The organism is Streptomyces pseudovenezuelae, from assembly GCF_029892565.1.
In the GTDB taxonomy this organism is placed as follows: domain Bacteria; phylum Actinomycetota; class Actinomycetes; order Streptomycetales; family Streptomycetaceae; genus Streptomyces; species Streptomyces pseudovenezuelae_A.
The window spans coordinates 244,092-262,964 of sequence record NZ_JARXVH010000006.1 but is presented as its reverse complement, the minus strand read 5'-3'; the positions used below and the strand labels follow the sequence as shown (position 1 = coordinate 262,964).

Sequence of the window (18,873 nt, the reverse complement as noted above, 5' to 3'; positions counted from 1 at the left end):
GGGAAGGGAGCGGTATCCGATGAGCGAGCAGGTACAGCGGGCGGAGGATCCGGGTGGCTCGGGGCCGGGACCCGACGGAGCGGGGTTCGCGTATCGGGGCGCCGAGCCGGAACTGATCGTCGTCGCCCGACCGGAGGCCGCTCTGCGGGCCGGTGCCGAGGGCGTCCGCTCGGCCGTCGACGTCGACGTGTCGGCCCTCGACCTGTTCCTCGCCGACGAACGGCTCGTGCTGGAGCCGCTGTTCGGCAGCGAGATACGCCTCAGGATGACGGACGCGGCGGACGACGGGCCCGATCTCGCGCTGTTCTACCGGCTGCGCGGCGGCGAGGGGCGCGCGCAGGAGCTGCGCTCGCGGATCGCCGCGCTGCCGGGGATAGCGACGGCCTACGTGAAGCCCGGTGCCGTGCCCGCCACGGTGGCCGACGACGACCGCAGGCTGGCGGAAAGCGCCCCGGTTTCGCCCGACTTCAGCGGCCGGCAGGGCTATCTGCGCGCCGCGCCGGAGGGGACGGATGCCCACTGGGCCTGGCAGCGGCCCGGTGGGTCCGGTCAGGGGGTGACGGTCATCGACGTCGAGGGCGCCTGGCAGTTGGGGCACGAGGACCTGGCCGGGCGGCTGGCCGGTGTCGTGGTGGGCACCCCGGTGAGCGACCTCGCGTGGCGCAACCACGGCACCGCCGTGATCGGTATGATCGGCGGCGACCGGGGCGAGTCCGGTGTCACCGGGATCGTGCCGGAGGCGGTCACCGCCACCGCGTCGTTCCAGGGCATCGGCACGGCGGCCGCGATCCACGCGGCGGCCGACCGGCTCGGCCCGGGAGACCTCGTACTCCTCGAACTCCACCGCCCCGGACCACGCTTCGAGTACGCCGAACGCGAGGACCAGCGCGGCTACTTGGCGATCGAGTGGTGGCCGGACGACTACGCGGCCGTCCGGTACGCGACCGCCAGGGGCGTCCTGGTGGTGGCAGCGGCGGGCAACGGCGCCGAGTCGCTCGACGACGCGCTGTACGAGCGCCGGCCCGACGAGTTCCCCGCGTGGTGGCGCAACCCGTTCGACCCCGCCAACCCGTCCTCCGGCGCCGTCCTGGTCGGCGCGGGCGCACCGCCGCCCGGCACGCACGGCCGCGACCACGGCCCGGACCGTTCACGGCTGGCGTTCTCCAACTACGGCGCCCGCGTGGACGCGCAGGGCTGGGGACGCGAGGTCACGACCACCGGAGGCAGCTGGGACCGGCCCGGCGATCTGCAGGGCGGGCCCGAGGAGATCGCCTGGTACACGGACACGTTCTCCGGGACCTCCGCCGCCTCCCCGGTGGTGGCCGGCGCGCTGGCCGCCCTTCAGGGCATGCTCAAGGCGGCCGCCCGGCCGCCGATCACCCCGGAACGGGCCCGCGCGGTCCTACGGGCCTCGGGTTCCCCGCAGCAGGACGCGCCGGGCCGGCCCGCCTCGCAGCGGATCGGCAACCGACCCGACATCAGGGCGGCGGTCACCCAACTGCTGCCGCACGCGGTCGGCTCGGGCCGGGCCGAGCGGTACTGGGACGAGTTGCTCCCGTATCCACCCGAACTCCCGCCCCGGCTGCGGCTGTTCGTGGCCGGCGCCTGGCGCGACCTGAACCACCCGTCCCCCGAGATCCGCCAGGCGGTGCACTCCGCCTTCGCGACCGGACGGCCCGACGTCCGGGTGTGGTTCTCGGACGACGAGATCGTCGGCCTGGTCGTCACGGGCTGACGAGCACGGGTGCTTGAGACAGGGGCGGTTCCCCGTCGGGAGGAACCGCCCCCACCTGCCGACCTGTTGCTAGAGCGCCACGCCCAACAGGGCGTCCACCGCACGCGATACGACGCCGGGGGCGCCCTCGTCGCTGCCGCCGCGGTCCCTCTGCAGGGCCGCCCAGCGGTCGACCGCGGCGAGCGCGGCCGGGGCGTCCAGGTCGTTCGCCAGGGCCTCGCGGAGCTCCTGGACGAGCGTCTCGGCGGACGGGCCGTCGGGGCGGGAGACGGCGGCACGCCAGCGGGCGAGCCGGGCCTCGGCGTCCGGGAGGACCTGGTCGGTCCACTCCCAGTCGGAGCGGTAGTGGTGGGCGAGCAGCGCGAGCCGGATGGCTGCGGGGTCGACGCCTGCGCGGCGCAGCGCGGAGACGAAGACCAGGTTGCCCTTGGACTTGGACATCTTCTCGCCGTCGAGGCCGACCATGCCGGCGTGCACGTAGGCCTTGGCCATCGGGAACTCGCCGGTCAGCACCTGGGCGTGCGAGGCGCCCATCTCGTGGTGCGGGAAGGCGAGGTCGGAGCCGCCGCCCTGCACGTCGAAGCCCATGCCCAGGTGGTCGAGGGCGATGGCGACGCACTCGATGTGCCAGCCGGGCCGGCCGCGGCCGAGCGAACCGCCGTCCCAGCTGGGCTCGCCCTCGCGGGCGGCCATCCACAGCATCGGGTCGAGCGGGTTCTTCTTGCCGGGGCGCTCGGGGTCGCCACCGCGCTCTGCGGACAGCAGCCGCATGGCGGCGGCGTCGAGGCCGGAGACCTTGCCGAAGTTGGGGTCGGACTCGACGGAGAAGTAGACGTCCCCTTCGAGTTCGTAGGCCGCGCCGGCGTCCCTCAGCCGCTCGACGAGCGGGACGATGCCGGGTATCGCCTCGACCGCGCCGATGTAGTGCTTCGGGGGCAGCATCCGCAGGGCGGTCATGTCCTCGCGGAAGAGGGCCGTCTCCTGCTCGGCGAGGTCGACCCAGTCGACGTCGTCCCGCTGGGCCCGCTCCAGGAGCGGGTCGTCGACGTCGGTCACGTTCTGGACGTAGTGAACCTGGCGCTTGGTGTCGAGCCACACGCGCTGCACGAGGTCGAACGCGTTGTAGGTCGCCGCGTGCCCCATGTGGGTGGCGTCGTAGGGCGTGATGCCGCAGACGTAGATACGGGCGACGGGACCGGGGTCGAGGGTGACCAGACCGCCGGTCGCGGTGTCGTGGATCCTCAGGTCGCGGCCCTGACCAGGCAGGGCGGGGACCTCGGAAGCGGGCCAGGCATGCATGTCATGAGCCTAACCGGACGGATGTTCCGTATACGAACCGGACCGGGCCCGGATGGCCGGTAGGGCCTTCTTGCGCGGTACGGCCCGGTGTGCGGCTCGCCCCTGTGTGCAGGGCGCCGCTAGACCGGCGGCCAGGGAATGGCCGGCCACTCGCCGCTGGGCTCGGGATGCTTCCCGGAGGTCAGCAGAGCGTCCACACGCGCGCGTGTGGCGTCGAGTTCGGCGGCGGTGATCAGTCCGGTCAGCCGCTCGGTGAGCGCCCCCGACGCCCCCAGCGCCTCCTGGAGGCCCTTGAGGACGTCGACCGCCTCGGCGGTCAGCGGCTCTCCGGCCCAGCCCCACAGCAGGGTGCGCAGCTTGTTCTCGGTGTTGAAGGTCACGCCGTGATCGATGCCGTAGAGCCGGCCGCCGGCCGTGGGCAGCAGGTGTCCGCCCTTGCGGTCGGCGTTGTTGATGACCGCGTCGAGGACCGCGAGCCGGCGCAGCCGCTCGTCGTCGGCGTGCACGAGCAGCGCGGTCTCGCCCTCCCCGACCTCCGCGAGGCCGATCGCCTTCCAGCCCGGCGCCGGCTCCTCGGTGTCCACCAGGCCCAGCAGCTCGGAGCCCGCCTCGCCCTCGATCCACAGCTGGCACATGCCCTCGCCGAAGGGCCCGTCGCGCAGCACGGTGAGGGGCACCAGACCCCAGCCGGTGGCCTCGGAGACCTCGTACGCGGCGACCTCGCGCTCGGCGAGGGTGCCGTCGGGGAAGTCCCACAGGGGACGCTCACCGCGGACCGGCTTGTAGACGCAGAAGGCCTCCTCCCCCGCGTGGGAGACGGAGCAGTACAGCACCGCGTTGGACGCTTCCCTGATCTGCCCGCGGACCGTCAACTCGCCCCGGGTCAGCAGCTCTGCCGTGCTCACGCTCCGCGGCGGTATCCGTTCTGGCGCGGACATACGTGTCCTTCCGGATCGAGCGGGAGACTGCACAGCGGACACGGCGGCCGCCCGGCGTTGACGACGTCGAGGGCGCGCTTGGTGAAGGCCCTGGCCTGCGCGCCGGTCAGCCGGACCCGCAGCATCGGGGGGCCGTTCTCCTCGTCCTGGAGCAGGCGCTCCTCGGCCTCGGCGAGGTCCTCGTCGGAGTCGGCGTCCAACTCCACCAGTGCCTGCGCCTCGACGATCATGCGCTCCCCGTCGCCGTCCCAGGCCAGCGCCATGGTGCCGACCCGGAACTCCTCCTCGATGGGGGTGTCCAGGGGGGCGGAGTCGGAGATCTCGGTGGGTACCACGGCCGGAACCGGGGCGTTGCCGCCAGTACGCCGTACGACCTCGTCGAGCAGCTCTTCCATGCGCTCGGCGAGGGCGGCGACCTGGGTCTTCTCCAGGGCCACGCTGGTCACCCGGGGGCCCGCGGTGGCCTGGAGGAAGAACGTACGGCGTCCGGGCAGTCCGACCGTACCGGCCACGAAGCGGTCCGGGGGGTCGTAGAGGAACACCTGACGGGACACGTCCTGTCTCCTGGAATCGGGGATCGACAAAGGGACCGGCGCTACTGCGACCGCTTCACCCTACTGCGCCCGACGATCACGGTGCGCCCGCACCACCCCCGACCGGGGCGTCGTCGGCCGGCGGCTCCTCGCGCGGCACCAGGGAGGTGAAATCACCGGTGTCACCGAGGCGGACGAGAAACGGCCTCAGGCGTGTGTAACGGATCGCGGTGATGGAACACGGTTCAACAGAGATCCTCTGGAAGAGGTCGAGATGAAGTCCGAGTGCGTCTGCCACAAGAGACTTGATGATGTCGCCGTGCGAGCACATCAGGTACACGGCGTCGGGGCCGTGATCGCGCTCCACGCGCGCGTTCCATTCACGTACGGCCTCGGCGGCGCGGGTCTGCATCGCCCGCATCGACTCACCGCCGGGGAACGCGGCGGCCGTCGGGTGCGCCTGCACCACCTGCATCAGGGGCTCGTCCATGAGCTCGGCGAGCTTGCGGCCGGACCAGTCGCCGTAGTGGCACTCGCCGATCCGCTCCTCGGTGTGCGCGGTGAGTTCCGGGCGGGCCGCCAGCAGCGGGGCGAGCGTCTCCTGGCAGCGCTGCAGCGGGCTGGTGACGACCTCGGAGAGCGGCAGCTCGGCGAGGCGTCCAGGCAGTTCGGCGGCCTGCGCGGCCCCGCGCTCGTCGAGCGCGACGCCGGGCGTCCAGCCGGCGAGCACGCCTTCGGTGTTGGCGGTGGAACGTCCGTGCCGGACCAGGATCAACGTGGGCATGCGGCCCAGGGTAGGCACACCATCGGATGCGGTGGAGTGCGGGCGGCGGGAGAATACGCTCCGTGATCGTCGACTGTGGCATCTACCGCGACGGACAGCGTACGGACGGCCCCGCGGACTTCTCCGACGCCCTGGCCGAGGCTCGGGCCAGGGGCGGCTTCGTGTGGATCGGGCTGCATGAGCCCTCGGAGCAGGAATTCGAGCTCGTCACCCAGGAGTTCGGCCTGCACCCCCTCGCCGTCGAGGACGCCCTGACGGCACATCAGCGACCCAAGCTGGAGGTCTACGACGACTCACTGTTCCTCGTGCTCAAGCCGGTCGTCTACGAGCAGGAGAGCGACCGGGTCTCCAGCGGCGAGGTCATGGTCTTCCTCGGCGACTCGTTCGTGGTGACCGTCCGGCACGGCGAGGGCTCCCCTCTCAAGGCCGTACGGCAGCGCCTCGAACGCGAGCCCGAGATGCTCCACAAGGGACCCACCGCGGTGCTGTACGCGATCGCCGACGACGTCGTCGACCACTACCTGGACGTCGCGACCGAGCTGCAGACCGACCTGGAGGAGCTGGAGGCGGAGGTGTTCTCGCCGGACCGCGGGGGCTCGCGCAACACGGCGTCCCGGATCTACACGTTCAAGCGGCAGGTGCTGGAGTTCCGCCGGGCGACCGGGCCGCTGGCGCTGCCGCTGACCCGGCTGGCGGGCTTCGGGCAGTCCGGTCTTTCGGTGCCCTTCGTCAACGAGAAGGCGCGGCCGTTCTTCCGTGACGTCAACGACCACCTCACGCGCGTGAACGAGTCCGTGGAGGGCCTGGACCGGCTGGTCTCGGACGTCCTGTCGGCGCATCTCGCGCAGATGAGCGTCCGGCAGAACGACGACATGCGGAAGATCTCCTCGTGGGCGGCCATGGCCGCGGTCCCCACGATGATCGCGGGGATCTACGGCATGAACTTCGACCACATGCCGGAGCTGCACTGGATGTGGGGGTATCCGGGCGTCATCGCGCTCATGGCCGCCCTGGAGGTGGTCCTGTACCGGCAGTTCAAGAAACAGGGCTGGTTGTAGGGCGGGAGTGGCCGCAGGGTGGGTCCGGGGTCAGGCGAACTCGGGGGCCGCGGTGGCGGGGCCGCCGAGCGCGTCGCGCCGTTGGGGCATCCGCAGGCTCACCATCCGGCGCCAGCCCGCGGTCCGCTCGTAGGCGTACACGGCGTGGATGCCGGCCGCGAGCACCGCCGACCTGGGCCGGGGCCAGCCGAGGACGCGTCCCATGTGGGCCATCACGGCGAGGCTGACGTCCCGGTAGACGCGGATCTCGGCCAGCGCGCACTCCCGCAGCGTGCGCTGGATCGCCCGGCCGTGTCCGGCGTGCGCGAAGCGCAGGAGTTCCTCGTGGCAGTAGGCGAGGTGGTTGTCCTCGTCGTTCGAGATCATCCTGACGGCGCGGCCGAGTTCGGGGTGGTCGGCGAAGTGCCTGCGCAGCAGCTCCATCTGCTCGGCGGCGCGCTGCTCAGTGACCCGGCTGTGGGCGAGGTAGGTGACGATGTCCTGGACGGTGAGCGGCTCGTCGCTCTTGAGCTTGTCGTGGGCGAGACCGATGCCGTGCCTCTCCAGGAGCATCGTGTAGTCGGTGTCGGGCGGCACGGGAACCGGCTTGAGGCCGCGCTTCTTCATGAGGGCGTTGAAGATCCGCCCGTGCTTGTCCTCGTCCGCGCCGTGCCGGGCGATCTTGGGGGCGAGCGCGCGCTCGTCGGGCGGTACCAGCGCGGCGATGCGCGCGTTCTCCCAGCCGCCCTGCGACTCACCGCTGGCCGCGATGGAGCAGAACAGGGCGAAGGACTCGTCGTCGTCGAGGATCTCCTGGAACAGACTCTTGGCCGAAAGCATCGTGGGCACCTCTCTGCGGGCTCGCGTGCCGCCGCGGAAATCGCGGGAATCCGCAAAGAACGAGTCAAATGCGGCGTCAGAGGTGCTGCAACAGCTGTGTCGGACAACTCCGCCAAAAGGAGGACTCCCGGGGTCACCTCCGGGGCGTAACCGCACGGGCCCCCGCGCGTTGTTCCCCGTGACGGCCGTGGCGGGGAGACCCCCGAGCCCCCACCACGGCCGCAGAACTTCCTCGTGGTGCCGGTGCGCGTGTGCTACGCCAGCCCGGCGAGCTCCAGGGCCTCGGTACCGGCCCGGAGCGCGGCGATCCGCTCGTCGAGCGTGAAGCCCGCAGGCGACAGCGTCAGGGTGGTCACGCCGGCCGCCGCGTACTCCTTCATCCGGTCCGCGATGCGCTCCACGGACCCGAGCAGCGTGATCTTGTCGATCAGATCGAGCGGGAGGGCCGCCTCGGCGCCCCGCTTGTCCCCGGACAGGTACTTGTCCTGGATCTCGGCGGCGGCCTCCTCGTAACCCATGCGCTGCGCGAGCTGGTTGTAGAAGTTCTGCTTGCGGCTGCCCATGCCGCCGACGTACAGCGCGGTGTAGGGGCGGAAGAAGTCGGCGAGCGCGGCGACGTCCTTGTCCTCGCCCAGGGCGAGCGGCAGCGTCGGACACACGTCGAACCCCTCCAGGGTCAGACCGGCCTTCTCACGGCCCGCGCGCAGGTGCCGGATCGCGGTCTCCTCCAGGTGCTCGGCGGAGGGGAGGATCAGCAGGGCGCCGTCGGCGATCTCGCCGGTCTGCTCAAGGTTCTTGGGGCCGATCGCGGCGATGTACAGCGGGATGTGCTCGCGCTCCGGATGCACGGTCAGCTTGAGCGGCTTGCCCGGGCCGTCGGGCAGCGGCAGCGTCCAGTGCTCACCGTCGTACGACAGCCGCTCGCGGGTCATCGCCTTGCGTACGATCTCGACGTACTCACGCGTGCGTGCCAGCGGCTTGTCGAACTTGACGCCGTACCAGCCCTCGGAGACCTGCGGGCCCGAGACACCGAGGCCGAGCCGGAAGCGGCCGCCGGAGAGCGAGTCCAGGGTCGCGGCGGTCATCGCGGTCATCGCCGGCTGGCGGGCCGGGATCTGGAAGATGGCCGAGCCGATGTCGATCCGCTCGGTCTGCGCGGCGACCCAGGTGAGCACGGTGGCCGCGTCCGACCCGTAGGCCTCGGCGGCCCAGCACACGGCGTACCCGAGCCGGTCGGCCTCCTGCGCGACCGCGAGGTTGTCCCCGTCCATTCCGGCACCCCAGTAGCCGAGGTTGATCCCGAGCTGCATGGCCGATTCCCCTTACCGATCAGTAACGTCCCTTGCCGGCTGACCTTAGCGCGCGGGTGCGGATCGGGGCAGGTGGCGGTCGTGTCGGTCGGCCCACACCGGTGCCGGTGCCCAGGGGCTGCCGTTTGGATCAGGTCGGCTGTGAGGCTCGGTGCGCCTTGGCCGAGTCGAGCGGGGTCTGGTGCGTGCAGCCGCAAGGCGGAGGAGGGCGGCGACGCGATGGGGGTCCCCCGCGCGAGCGCAGCCGAGCGTGGGGGAGCCGGCGACCGACGACAACGCGGCAGATGAGCGTGCCGGACCCCGCGACACCGGGATGATCCAAACGACAGCCCCTAGCGCCAATCCGTTGTCCACAGGCACCCACAGCTCGATCCATGGCCAGTAATGTCGGCGTTCATGGAGCAGAGGCATCTCGGCCGTACCGGCCTTCGCGTGTCCCGCATCGGACTCGGCACACTCACCTGGGGCAGGGACACCGACGAGCACGACGCCGCGGACGTCCTGAAGACCTTCTGGGAAGCGGGCGGGACACTCGTCGACACGGCGGATGTGTACGGCGACGGGGAGGCCGAGTACCTGCTCGGACGCCTCATAGAAGGGCTGGTCCCCCGGCGGGACCTGGTCATCTCCACCAAGGCGGGCAGCGTGCCGGACCCGGACCGGCGCTTCGACGGCTCGCGCGGACATCTGCTGGCCGCGCTGGACGCCTCTTTGGCCCGGCTGGGCACGGACTATGTCGACGTCTGGCACATCCACGCCTTCGACCCGTACACGCCGTTGGAGGAGACCCTCCACGCGCTCGACCTGGCCGTGAGCAGCGGCCGTGCCCGTTACGCCGGGGTCTCCAACTTCTGTGGCTGGCAGCTGGCGAAGGCGGCCACCTGGCAGTTGGCCGCGCCGGGCAACCGCACCCGGCTGTCGAGCACGCAGATGGAGTACTCGCTGCTGCAGCGCGGTGTCGAGCGCGAGGTGCTGCCGGCCGCGCTGGACCTGGGCATCGGCCTGCTGCCGTCCTCGCCGCTGGGGCGCGGGGTGCTCACCGGCAAGTACCGAGGCGACGCCGTTCCGCCGGACTCGCGCGGCGCCTCCGAGCATCTGGGCCTGTTCGTCGAGCCGTACCTCGACGACACGGCGAGCCGCATCGTGGACGCCGTGCAGACCGCGGCGGACGGGCTCGCGGTGACGCCCCTTCAGGTCGCCCTGGCCTGGATCCGCGACCGGCCCGGAGTGACCGCGCCCGTCGTCGGCGCGCGCAACGCGCAGCAGCTCACGGCGGCATTGTCAGTGGAGGCCCTTAGTCTTCCTGACGAGATCTGCCGGGCGCTCGACGATGTGTCGGCGCCCGTGCACCGCTATCCCGATCACGACTGGAGCACGCTGTGAGCACGGAACCGGAGACCACGGAGGAAACGGAGCCGGGGACACCGGGGGGCGTCGAGCCGGGGGGCGCGGTGGAGGAGGCCTCGGAGGAAGAGGCGTCCGTCGAGGAGGCCGAATCCGCGGGCGCTGACGGCGAGGCCGCCGGTGAGGACGAGGCCGCCGGTGAAGGTGACGCTGAGGCCAAGAGCGAAGCCGACGCCGAAGGTGAAGCCGCCCGTCAGAAGTCCGAGGCCGAGGCCGAGTTGACGGCGCAGCGGATCGAGCGGGAGCGGATCGAGCGGCGGAAGGCCAAGAAGCAGGGGCCCATCGCGGCCGGCACCAAGCTGAGCGGGACGGCCGCCGATCTGCTGGCCGCCGTGCGGGCCGTGGAGAGCGGCGAGAAGCCGGTCGCCGTGACCGTCGCCGAACCGCCGGCCCCGCGCCGCCCCGACTCCGAGCCGGTACGGCGTCCGCAGCCCACGCCGGCCGCCGTCGCGCCCGCGCCCGCGTCCCCGTCCCCGGGCGCCGAGTCCGTCGATGCCGTGCGCCGCGTGCTGACCGACGGCGGTGCCCCGGACACGCTCGCCCCGCAGGTCGCCGCCGCGCTCGGTGAAGGTGCGGAGGAGCAGCTGCGGGCCGACCCCTGGCTGCTGCTGCGCGTCGGCGCGGTGCGCCCCGAGCAGGCGGACGGCTTCGCGCGGGCGTTGCTCGGCGCGGAGTGCGGTCCGGACGACGAGCGGCGCGGCCGGGCGCTCACCGGCTGGCTCCTGGAGCAGGCGGCGCTGGCCGGGCACACGGCGCTGGAGATGCCGGCGCTCACCGCCGCGCTGACCCAGCGGGGCGTGCCGGATCCCGACGCGGCCGTGCAGAGCACCGTCGCGGAGGGCGAGGCGCTGGTCTTCGAGGACGCCCTCGACCCGACCGCGCCGGTACCGGCACCGGCGGAGCACCACGAGAGCGAAGAGGGCGCCGAAGACGACGAAGACGAGGGGGACGGTGAGGGTGCGGAGCGCCCGGTACGGGTCCTGATCGGACTGGAGCGGTACGCGCTCGCGGAGGAGAGCCTCGCCGACGGTCTGGCCCGGGTGATCAACTCGGTGCCGAAGGAGGACGGCTCGGCCGAGGAGTGGGAGCGGGCCGCAGGTGCGGCGAAGGGCTCGACCGCCGAACTCCTCCGCGCGGTCGCGGGCCACGGCCTGGTGCTCCACACCGGCGGCGAGGCGTCCCTCGTCGAACCGGCGGCGCTGCTCCGCGCGGCGGCCGGCCTCGGTCTGCGTGTCTGGGCCGCCGCGCACTCGGTGATCGGGCGGGACCGTTTCGCGGGACGCCTGACCGGCGACGGAAGTCCCAACGGCACTGCCTCGGACGGCAGTTCGCCGACCGCGCCCGCAACAGGCGACTCAGCGGCGGCCGAAGACGCGGCCGGCTCCGCCCCCGTCACCACCGTCGCCGGTCTGCTCTCCGGTGCCGAGGGTCCCGGCCGGGACGGCGAGGGTGCGCTGGACCTCGATCTCCTCGTCGTGCTCGACGCGCCCCAACTGGACGTGGAGAGCGCCGCGTTGCTCGTAGAGTCGCTGCCTGACGGGGCCCGGCTGGTGCTGGCCGGTGACCCGGCGGGGCTGTGGTCGGCGGGGCCCGGGCGGGTGTTCGCCGATCTGCTGGCCGCGCGGGTCTGTCCGTCGGTCGCCTCGCGGGTGCCGGATCCCGGTCCGCTCGGCGAGCTGGTCTCCGGTGTCGGCATCGGCGAGCTGAACCAGGTCGAGGCGCCCGGCAAGGAGGTCGTGATCGTGCCGGTGCGGGACGCGGGCGAGGCCGTGCACCGGACCGTGCAGCTCGTCGCCGACTCGGTGCCGCGGGCGATCGGTATCCCGGCCGAGCAGACGCAGGTGATCACGCCGGGGCACGGCGGCGCGGCGGGCACACGCGCGCTCAACGTGGCGCTGAAGGAACGGCTCAACCCCGGCCCCGGTCGCTTCGGCGGGTTCGACCCCGGTGACCGGATCGCCTACTCCCCCGCGCCGGGGCGCTCGGTGCCGGGTCACGTGGTGACGGCCGACGCCGACGGGCTGCACCTGTCCGTCTCGGGCGCCGCCGTCGTCGTACCGAAGGAGCGGGTGGAGCAGTCCGTGCGGCACGGCTGGGCGTTGACCGCGCACCAGGCGGTGGGGGCGCACTGGCCCGCGGTCGTCGTGGTGCTGCCCGGGGACGCGGCGCAGTCCCTCAGCCGTCCGTGGGTCTACACCGCGTTCGGGCGGGCGGACCGCCATCTGTCCGTGGTCCACGGTGTGGAGCAGGCGCTCGCCCGGGCCGTGTCCGAGGTCCCGCCGAAGCCGCGCACGACCCGGCTGCCGGTCCTGCTGGCCCCGCAGGTGCCGGTGGCCGCCGCCGGCTGAGGCAGGCGACGACAACGGCGGCGGTCCCGGAGCACCTCGCGCCCCGGGACCGCCGCCGCCACCTCACGACCAGCCGTGACGTCAGCGTCTTACGTCGGGCTCCACGTCCAGCGGTTCCAGGTCCTCGTCGGGTTCCAGCTCGGCGTCCAGCTCGTCCAGGTCCTCGTCGTCCACGCCGTGCGCGCCGATCCCGTCGATCTCGTCGTCGAAGACCGCGCTGACGTCGAAGCGGCAGACCACCCGCTGCGGATCCAGTTGCTCGAAGGGCGACTCCAGCCACTCACCGGGCTCGGGTGCCTCGTCCGCCGCCGTCACCCAGAGCGTGGAGTCGCCCTCCTCCAGCCCGAACTCCTTGTGCCGGGAGGCGATCTCGTCCGGCTCGAACTCGCCGAACAGGATGCCCAGCGCCCCGTGCACGGTGCCGGAAGCCTCCACTCCGATGCTGTCCTCGTCCGCCGCCTCGACCCGCTGTGCCTGCGCCAGCAGCCGCTGCGGCTCCACCACGGCGTAGTCGCGGCGGATCAGCACACTGAGGGCATTGGGCTCCTCGGGGCCCGTGTACGGCGGCAGCGCGTCCTCCGCGCCGGGGATCTCGAACGGTGTGACCTCGTCATAACGGTCGTAGAGCAGCTCGTCGTACGCCTCGGCGGCCGTCGCCAGCTGATTGAACGCCTCGTAGACGGCCGGGTCGTCCTCCCCGGACCGGCGTTCGACCGCGGCCAGGTGGCGGTCGAGCGCGGTCTTGACCGCCTCGGCGGCGGCTCGTACCTCGGCAGCGGTGGGCTGCGCAGCATCAGACATAGGGCAGACGCTATCCGTACCGGGCCCCAGCCCGCACAATAGATGCGATGCCGGAATACGAATTTGTCGACGTGTACGTACCGCGCGGGGTTTCCCGCAAGGACGCCACTCGCCTGCTGACGGACCATGCCGAGTACGGACACTGGGAGTTGGACCGCCTGAGTCTGCTGCGCGACGGCAGCCGCAGGGTGCGGTTGCGCCGGCGGATCATCCGCCAGGTACGCGCCACGTGGTGAGCTGAGACGAAGACGAGACGGAGCGGGCCCCGTGACGACGGGGCCCGCTCCGTAGTGCGTTCATGAGGGCGGTGCTACGCCGACGCACGCGCCTTGCGGTACAGGACCGCGCCGGCGAGCAGTGCTCCGGCGCCCACCGGGAGCGCCAGGCCCAGCGGCAGTTCACTGCCGGTGTGCGCGAGCTGCGCGGTACCCGTCGGCTGCGTGACCGACTCGGCGCCCGGCTGGTTGACGTACGAGGAGCCGCCCGGTGTCCCGTGGCCCGCGACCGGCGGGGTGCCGGTGCCGGGGTGACCGGGAGTGCCGGGGTGACCCGGAGTCCCAGGAGTGCCGGGGTTCCCGGGCTGCCCGGGTGTTCCGGGCGGAGGCGTGTGGTGGCCGCCGCCGTGGTGTCCCCCACCGTGGTGACCGCCGCCGTGGTGGCCCCCACCATGGTGACCGCCGCCTTGGTGGCCCCCGCCGTGATGACCCCCCGGAGGCGTGCCGTGGTGGCCGCCGCCGCCATAACCGTCGTTGTCGCAGTCGTTGCCGACGGTCGGGTTGCCGACGCCGACGATGTCGACGCTGTTCCCGCAGACGTTCACGGGCACGTCCACCGGCGCCTGGACCGTGTTGCCGGAACCCACGCCGGGCGAGCCCCCGGTGTGTCCGCCGGCGTGCGAGCCCCCTGAGCCACCGTGTCCGCCGGAGCCGCCATGACCGCCGTGACCGCCCGAACCTCCGTGGCCGCCGTGGCTGCCCGAGTCGCCGTAACCGCCCGAAGAGCCGCTGCCGCCGCTCCGGTTGGCGCACTTGTTGCCCACCGCCGGGTTCAGGACCCCGACGACGTTGACCGTGTTGCCGCAGGCGTTGACCGGCACATGCACCGGTGCCTGCACCGTGTTGCCCGACAGCACGCCGGGCGAGTCCGAACTCGAGCCGGTGGCACCGGAGTCCGCGTGGGCGTACCCACTGCCGGCGGCGGCGATCACGCCGGTCGCGGCCGCCACGGTCATCAGGCCCTTGCGGGTGACCTGTCGCATTGCTGAATCCCTGCCTTCGAGCTTGCCGTCGACCTGGTTATCGAGGTGGTTATCGAGCTTCTCTTCGACATTGCCTTCGATCTTGTCCTGAAAAGACCCGTCGGCTCCGGAGCGCATGGCGCGCGCTCCGGAGCCGACGGGCGTGCACGACCCTCAGGGGGTCGACGTCACTTGTTGATGCAGGTGTTGCCGAAGGCGGGGTTCAGCAGCCCGATCACGGAGACCGTGTTGCCGCAGACGTTCACCGGGATGTGCACCGGAACCTGAACGACGTTGCCGGACAGAACGCCCGGGGAGTGCACGGCAGCACCCTGGGCACCCGAGTCGGCGACGGCCAGGCCCGCACCCGCGAGAACCAGACCACCAGTGGCAGCCGCAGCGGCGACGACCTTCTTGATCATTATTCCTCCTTGTTGGCAATGCGATCCCAAGTAGCGGATCGCATCACCAGTAACGAGGAGGGAGTAATGGAGCTACGAGCTTATGAGCACATTCACCCGTCTCAGTCATCTCCGTACGCGCTGGCGAATTCCGGCGTCAACCGGCGTTTTACGACGCGTCGATGAACCGGTCGAGCACGCGCACGCCGAACTTGAGCCCCTCCACCGGCACCCGCTCGTCCACGCCGTGGAACATCCCGGCGAAGTCCAGCTCCGGGGGCAGCTTGAGCGGGGCGAAGCCGAAGCCGCGGATGCCCAGGTCGTCGAAGGACTTGGCGTCCGTGCCGCCCGAGAGCATGTACGGGACCGCCTTCGCCGTGGGGTCCTCGGCGAGCAGTGAGGACTGCATCGCGGCGACGAGGGCGCCGTCGAAATCGGTCTCCAGCGCCTTGTCCGAATGCACGTCCTCGCGCCGTACGTTCGGTCCGAGCAGCTTGTCGAGATCCGCGAGGAATTCGTCCTCGAATCCGGGCAGGAAACGCCCGTCGACATGCGCGGTGGCCTCGCCCGGAATGACGTTCACCTTGTAACCGGCGTTCAGCTGCGTGGGGTTGGCGGTGTTGCTCAGGGTCGCGCCGATGAGCTTGGCGATGCCGCCGAGCCGGGCGAGCGTCGACTCCATGTCCTCCGGGTCCAGTTGGGTGCCGAGCGCGTCGCCCAGTTCGTCGAGGAAGGCCCGGGTGGTCTTGGTGACCCGTACCGGGAACTTGTGCCGGCCGACCCGCGCGACGGCCTCGGACAGCTCGGTGATCGCGTTGTCCCGGTGGATCATCGAACCGTGCCCGGCGGTGCCGGCCACGGTCAGCTTCAGCCAGTGCATGCCCTTCTCGGCCGTCTGGATCAGATAGAGCCGCCGCTCCTCGCTGACGGTGAAGGAGAAGCCGCCCACCTCGCTGATGCCCTCGGTGACGCCCTCGAAGAGGTGGGGGTGCTTGTCGACGAGGTGCCGCGCCCCGTACGTACCGCCCGCCTCCTCGTCCGCGAGGAACGCGAGCACGATGTCGCGCGGGGGCTTGCGTCCGCTGCGCAGCCGGTCGCGGACGACCGCGAGGGTCATCGCGTCCATGTCCTTCATGTCGACGGCGCCGCGTCCCCACACGCACCCGTCGGCGACCTCGCCGGCGAAGGGGTGGTGGGTCCAGTCGGCCGCGTTGGCCGGCACGACGTCGAGGTGGCCGTGGATCAGCAGGGCGGGCCTGGACGGGTCCGCGCCCTCGATCCGGGCCACGGTGGACGCCCGCCCCGGGTGCGACTCGAAGATCTGCGGGTCGAGACCGACCTCGGCGAGCTTCTCGGCGACGTACTCGGCCGCCTTGCGCTCACCCGGCCCCGAGTGGTCGCCGTAGTTGCTGGTGTCGATCTGGATCAGCTCGCGGCAGAGGTCCACGACCTCGTCCTCGCCGGTGACGACCCTGGCCGTGTCCGTCTCGCTCACGCTGCTTCCTCCCGCTGTCACTGCTGGTGGTTCCCCTCATCCTCCCTCTCCCCGGGGCCGCGCCCCAAGGGCGGGCCCTGCCCGTCACACGCGGTTCACACACCGGCGGGAGGGGCCGGGGGCCGGTCAGGGGCTGGTCAGGGGGGTGATCGGGCGCCCTCGAAAGCCTGGTAATGTTTCCTTCGTCGCTGCGGCCAGTCCCGCGCGACAGACACCTTGTCCGGGTGGCGGAATGGCAGACGCGCTAGCTTGAGGTGCTAGTGCCCTTTAACGGGCGTGGGGGTTCAAGTCCCCCCTCGGACACCAGCAGATCCCCTCGGTCGCTCAGCGGCCGGGGGGATCTTGTCGTTCCCGGCGCCGTCGGCGCCCCTGGGAGCACCGCCCCCCTTCCCCCGCCCTGCGCCTGTCGAGTTGTGCGGGTACGCATCCAGTTTTACAAGCCACTTGACTCAACCTTACAAGGCTTGTTGACTGGCTTGGGTGCAGCCAGCCATGTCACGGAACCACCGTCAGACGGATTCACAAGGGACCTGACTGACGCTCGACTACTCAGGTGACAAGAGGTGAAGCTCTGTGAAGGTCCAGGGAAGCCTGACGATGGAGCCACGAGCGGAGGCGACGTCGAGAGTGTCACCCGGGCGCCCGCAGCCACTGGGCGCCAGCGTCGACGCGGACGGGGTGAACTTCTCGATTTTCTCCGAATACGCGACCCGGGTCGATCTGCTGCTGTTCGACCGCTGTGACGCCCCGCGCCCCGCGCGGGTGATCCGGCTCCACCCCGAGCAGCACCGCAGCTTCCATTTCTGGCACTGTCACGTGGCGGGCCTCGGCCCCGGCCAGGTGTACGCGTACCGGATCGACGGCCCCCGCAACACCCCGCACTCCGGCGGCCGTTTCAACCATCGCAAGGTGCTGCTCGACCCGTACTCGCGGGCCAACATCAACACCTGCTGGGACCGCGGCCGCGCGGTCGGCGTGAGCGACAACGTCGAGCACTCCATGCGCAGCCTGGTCGTCGACCTCGACGACTACGACTGGGAGGGCGACCGGCCGCTGAACACGCCCATGGCGGACACGGTGATCTACGAGGCGCACGTGCGCGGCCTGACCGCGTCACCCACCTCGCACACCACCCACCCGGGCACCTTCTCGGCGGTCGTCGAGCGGATCCCCGACCTGCAGCGGCTGGGTGTCACGGCCGTCGAGCTGTTACCGGTCTTCGACTTCGACGAGACGCAGACCCTGCGCATCGGCCCGGACGGCACCCCGCTGCGCAACTACTGGGGCTACGACCCCTACGGCTTCTTCGCCCCGCACACCGGGTACTGCGCCCAGCCCCATCTCGCCGGACACATCACCGAGTTCCGGGACATGGTCAAGGCGCTGCACAAGGCCGGCATCGAGGTCATCCTCGACGTGGTCTTCAACCACACCAGCGAGGGCAACGAGTTCGGGCCGACGATCAGCTTCCGCGGCGCGGCCAACGAGGCGTACTACCACCTGTGGCCGCAGGACCGCAGCCGGTACATGGACTTCACGGGCTGCGGCAACGCTGTCAACGCCAACCACCCGATGGTCACCAAGTTCATCCTGGAGTGCCTGGAGTACTGGGTCACCGAGCACCACGTCGACGGTTTCCGCTTCGACCTGGCCTCGGAGATGTCCCGGGGTCCGATGGGCTACGAGATGGCGGTGCCGCCCGCGCTGTGGGCCATCGAGCTGTCGCAGGTGCTCGCCGAGACGAAGATCATCGCGGAGCCGTGGGACGGCGGCGGCCTGTACCAGGTGGGCCGGTTCCCGGGGAAGCGCTGGGCGCAGTGGAACGGCCCGTTCCGGGACGACGTACGGCGCTTCGTGCGCGGGGACGCGGGTCTGGTCGGGGAGATCGCCTCCCGGCTCGGCGGCAGCGCGGACCTGTTCTTCCCGCAGCAGGTGCTGCCGACCAACAGCATCAACTTCGTGACCTGTCACGACGGGTTCACGCTCAACGACCTGGTCTCGTACGACCACAAGCACAACCACGCCAACGGCGAGGCGAGTGCCGACGGGGCGCACGAGAACTTCAGCTGGAACTGCGGGGTCGAGGGCCCGACGGACGACGAGGAGGTCGAGCGGCTGCGGGTGCAGCAGATCAAGAACCTGCTGTCGATCCTGATGCTCAGCCGGGGCGTGCCGATGCTGCTGGCCGGCGACGAGTTCCGCAACAGCCAGCAGGGCAACAACAACGCCTACTGCCAGGACAACGAAGTCTCCTGGCTGAACTGGGACCAGGCCGAGAAGGAGACGGAGATACGTTCCTTCACGGAACGGGTCATCGCGCTGCGCAAACGGTTCGCGACCTTCCGCGAACCGCGCTTCTTCACCGAGCGGCGCAACGACCGGGACGTGGCCGACGTCACCTGGCACGGCACCCAGTTGTACTGCCCCGGCTGGGAGGACGCCGACGCGCGCGTCCTGGCCGTGACGCTAGGCGGCTTCGGGGGCGACCCGGACCTGCACATGATCCTCAACATGTACCACCTGGGCCTGGACTTCGAGCTGCCGGCCGTCGCGGGCCACAGCTGGCACCGGATCCTCGACACGGCCTGCACCGGGTCGCGCGATCTGCTCGCGCCCGGTCAGGAGGAGCCCGTCGAGGCGGACGTCATCCACGCCCACGGCCGCAGCGTCGTCCTGCTGGTCGCCTTACCCAACGAGAAGGACGCCTGACG

General features: G+C 71.4%; 16 protein-coding genes and 1 tRNA gene. 7 read left to right on the top strand and 10 right to left on the bottom strand.

Annotation, left to right across the window (positions count from 1 at the left end):
* The first annotated feature begins 19 nt into the window (after positions 1-19).
* The gene (locus tag M2283_RS21080; RefSeq protein ID WP_280877865.1) at positions 20-1,735 is read left to right on the top strand and encodes a S8 family peptidase; all 1,716 of its coding nucleotides are present in this window, start codon (positions 20-22) and stop codon (positions 1,733-1,735) included.
* Positions 1,736-1,804: 69 nt separating this feature from the next.
* Here M2283_RS21080 and mshC read toward each other — a convergent pair whose 3' ends face one another.
* The 4 genes from mshC to M2283_RS21060 form a co-directional block, all read right to left on the bottom strand.
* Positions 1,805-3,034 (bottom strand): cysteine--1-D-myo-inosityl 2-amino-2-deoxy-alpha-D-glucopyranoside ligase, encoded by a 1,230-nt coding sequence (gene mshC / locus M2283_RS21075; RefSeq protein ID WP_280877864.1) that lies wholly within the window; start codon positions 3,032-3,034, stop codon positions 1,805-1,807.
* A gap of 119 nt (positions 3,035-3,153) precedes the next feature.
* Entirely contained in the window at positions 3,154-3,972 is an 819-nt protein-coding gene (locus tag M2283_RS21070) for an SCO1664 family protein (protein WP_280877863.1), read from the bottom strand.
* Positions 3,936-4,526 (bottom strand): DUF3090 domain-containing protein, encoded by a 591-nt coding sequence (locus tag M2283_RS21065; protein WP_280877862.1) that lies wholly within the window; start codon positions 4,524-4,526, stop codon positions 3,936-3,938. The genes M2283_RS21070 and M2283_RS21065 overlap by 37 nt, the downstream gene beginning before the upstream one ends.
* A gap of 76 nt (positions 4,527-4,602) precedes the next feature.
* A complete protein-coding gene (locus M2283_RS21060; protein WP_280877861.1) occupies positions 4,603-5,289 on the bottom strand; it encodes a histidine phosphatase family protein in 687 nt (228 codons plus the stop codon).
* Positions 5,290-5,351: 62 nt separating this feature from the next.
* On the opposite strand from M2283_RS21060, the gene corA reads away from it, so the two are divergent.
* Positions 5,352-6,347, top strand: coding sequence for a magnesium/cobalt transporter CorA (gene corA, locus M2283_RS21055; RefSeq protein WP_280877860.1), 996 nt, complete (start codon positions 5,352-5,354; stop codon positions 6,345-6,347).
* 30 nt (positions 6,348-6,377) lie between these two features.
* Here the strand turns inward: corA and M2283_RS21050 are convergent, their stop codons facing one another.
* Positions 6,378-7,166 carry a ferritin-like domain-containing protein gene (locus M2283_RS21050; protein WP_280877859.1) on the bottom strand — a complete coding sequence of 263 codons (789 nt, stop codon included), beginning with the start codon at positions 7,164-7,166 and terminating at the stop codon, positions 6,378-6,380.
* A gap of 254 nt (positions 7,167-7,420) precedes the next feature.
* Positions 7,421-8,476, bottom strand: a complete 1,056-nt coding sequence (locus M2283_RS21045) for an LLM class F420-dependent oxidoreductase (RefSeq protein ID WP_280877858.1) — start codon at positions 8,474-8,476, stop codon at positions 7,421-7,423.
* Between the two features lie 396 nt (positions 8,477-8,872).
* Here M2283_RS21045 and M2283_RS21040 point away from each other — a divergent pair, with 396 nt between their 5' ends.
* Together M2283_RS21040 and M2283_RS21035 are read left to right on the top strand one after the other, a co-directional pair.
* The gene (locus M2283_RS21040) at positions 8,873-9,859 is read left to right on the top strand and encodes an aldo/keto reductase (RefSeq protein ID WP_280877857.1); all 987 of its coding nucleotides are present in this window, start codon (positions 8,873-8,875) and stop codon (positions 9,857-9,859) included.
* Positions 9,856-12,228 (top strand): helix-hairpin-helix domain-containing protein, encoded by a 2,373-nt coding sequence (locus tag M2283_RS21035; protein ID WP_280877856.1) that lies wholly within the window; start codon positions 9,856-9,858, stop codon positions 12,226-12,228. The genes M2283_RS21040 and M2283_RS21035 overlap by 4 nt, the downstream gene beginning before the upstream one ends.
* An 81-nt stretch (positions 12,229-12,309) precedes the next feature.
* Here M2283_RS21035 and M2283_RS21030 read toward each other — a convergent pair whose 3' ends face one another.
* On the bottom strand, positions 12,310-13,029 hold the full coding sequence (locus tag M2283_RS21030; protein WP_280877855.1) for a hypothetical protein: 720 nt from the start codon (positions 13,027-13,029) through the stop codon (positions 12,310-12,312).
* Positions 13,030-13,076: 47 nt separating this feature from the next.
* Here M2283_RS21030 and M2283_RS21025 point away from each other — a divergent pair, with 47 nt between their 5' ends.
* Complete coding sequence (locus M2283_RS21025) at positions 13,077-13,265, top strand: DUF5703 family protein (RefSeq protein ID WP_005485166.1); 189 nt, start codon at positions 13,077-13,079, stop codon at positions 13,263-13,265.
* Between the two features lie 74 nt (positions 13,266-13,339).
* Here the strand turns inward: M2283_RS21025 and M2283_RS21020 are convergent, their stop codons facing one another.
* From M2283_RS21020 to M2283_RS21010, 3 genes are all read right to left on the bottom strand, one after another.
* The gene (locus tag M2283_RS21020) at positions 13,340-14,287 is read right to left on the bottom strand and encodes a chaplin (protein WP_280877854.1); all 948 of its coding nucleotides are present in this window, start codon (positions 14,285-14,287) and stop codon (positions 13,340-13,342) included.
* Positions 14,288-14,454: 167 nt separating this feature from the next.
* A complete protein-coding gene (gene chpH, locus M2283_RS21015; RefSeq protein ID WP_046256631.1) occupies positions 14,455-14,688 on the bottom strand; it encodes a chaplin ChpH in 234 nt (77 codons plus the stop codon).
* A 148-nt stretch (positions 14,689-14,836) separates the two neighbouring features.
* A complete protein-coding gene (locus M2283_RS21010; RefSeq protein ID WP_280877853.1) occupies positions 14,837-16,162 on the bottom strand; it encodes a M20/M25/M40 family metallo-hydrolase in 1,326 nt (441 codons plus the stop codon).
* A 218-nt stretch (positions 16,163-16,380) separates the two neighbouring features.
* On the opposite strand from M2283_RS21010, the gene M2283_RS21005 reads away from it, so the two are divergent.
* Positions 16,381-16,468: transfer RNA gene (locus M2283_RS21005), tRNA-Leu, on the top strand.
* Between the two features lie 291 nt (positions 16,469-16,759).
* On the top strand, positions 16,760-18,871 hold the full coding sequence (gene glgX / locus M2283_RS21000; protein ID WP_280877852.1) for a glycogen debranching protein GlgX: 2,112 nt from the start codon (positions 16,760-16,762) through the stop codon (positions 18,869-18,871).
* Positions 18,872-18,873 lie beyond the last annotated feature (2 nt).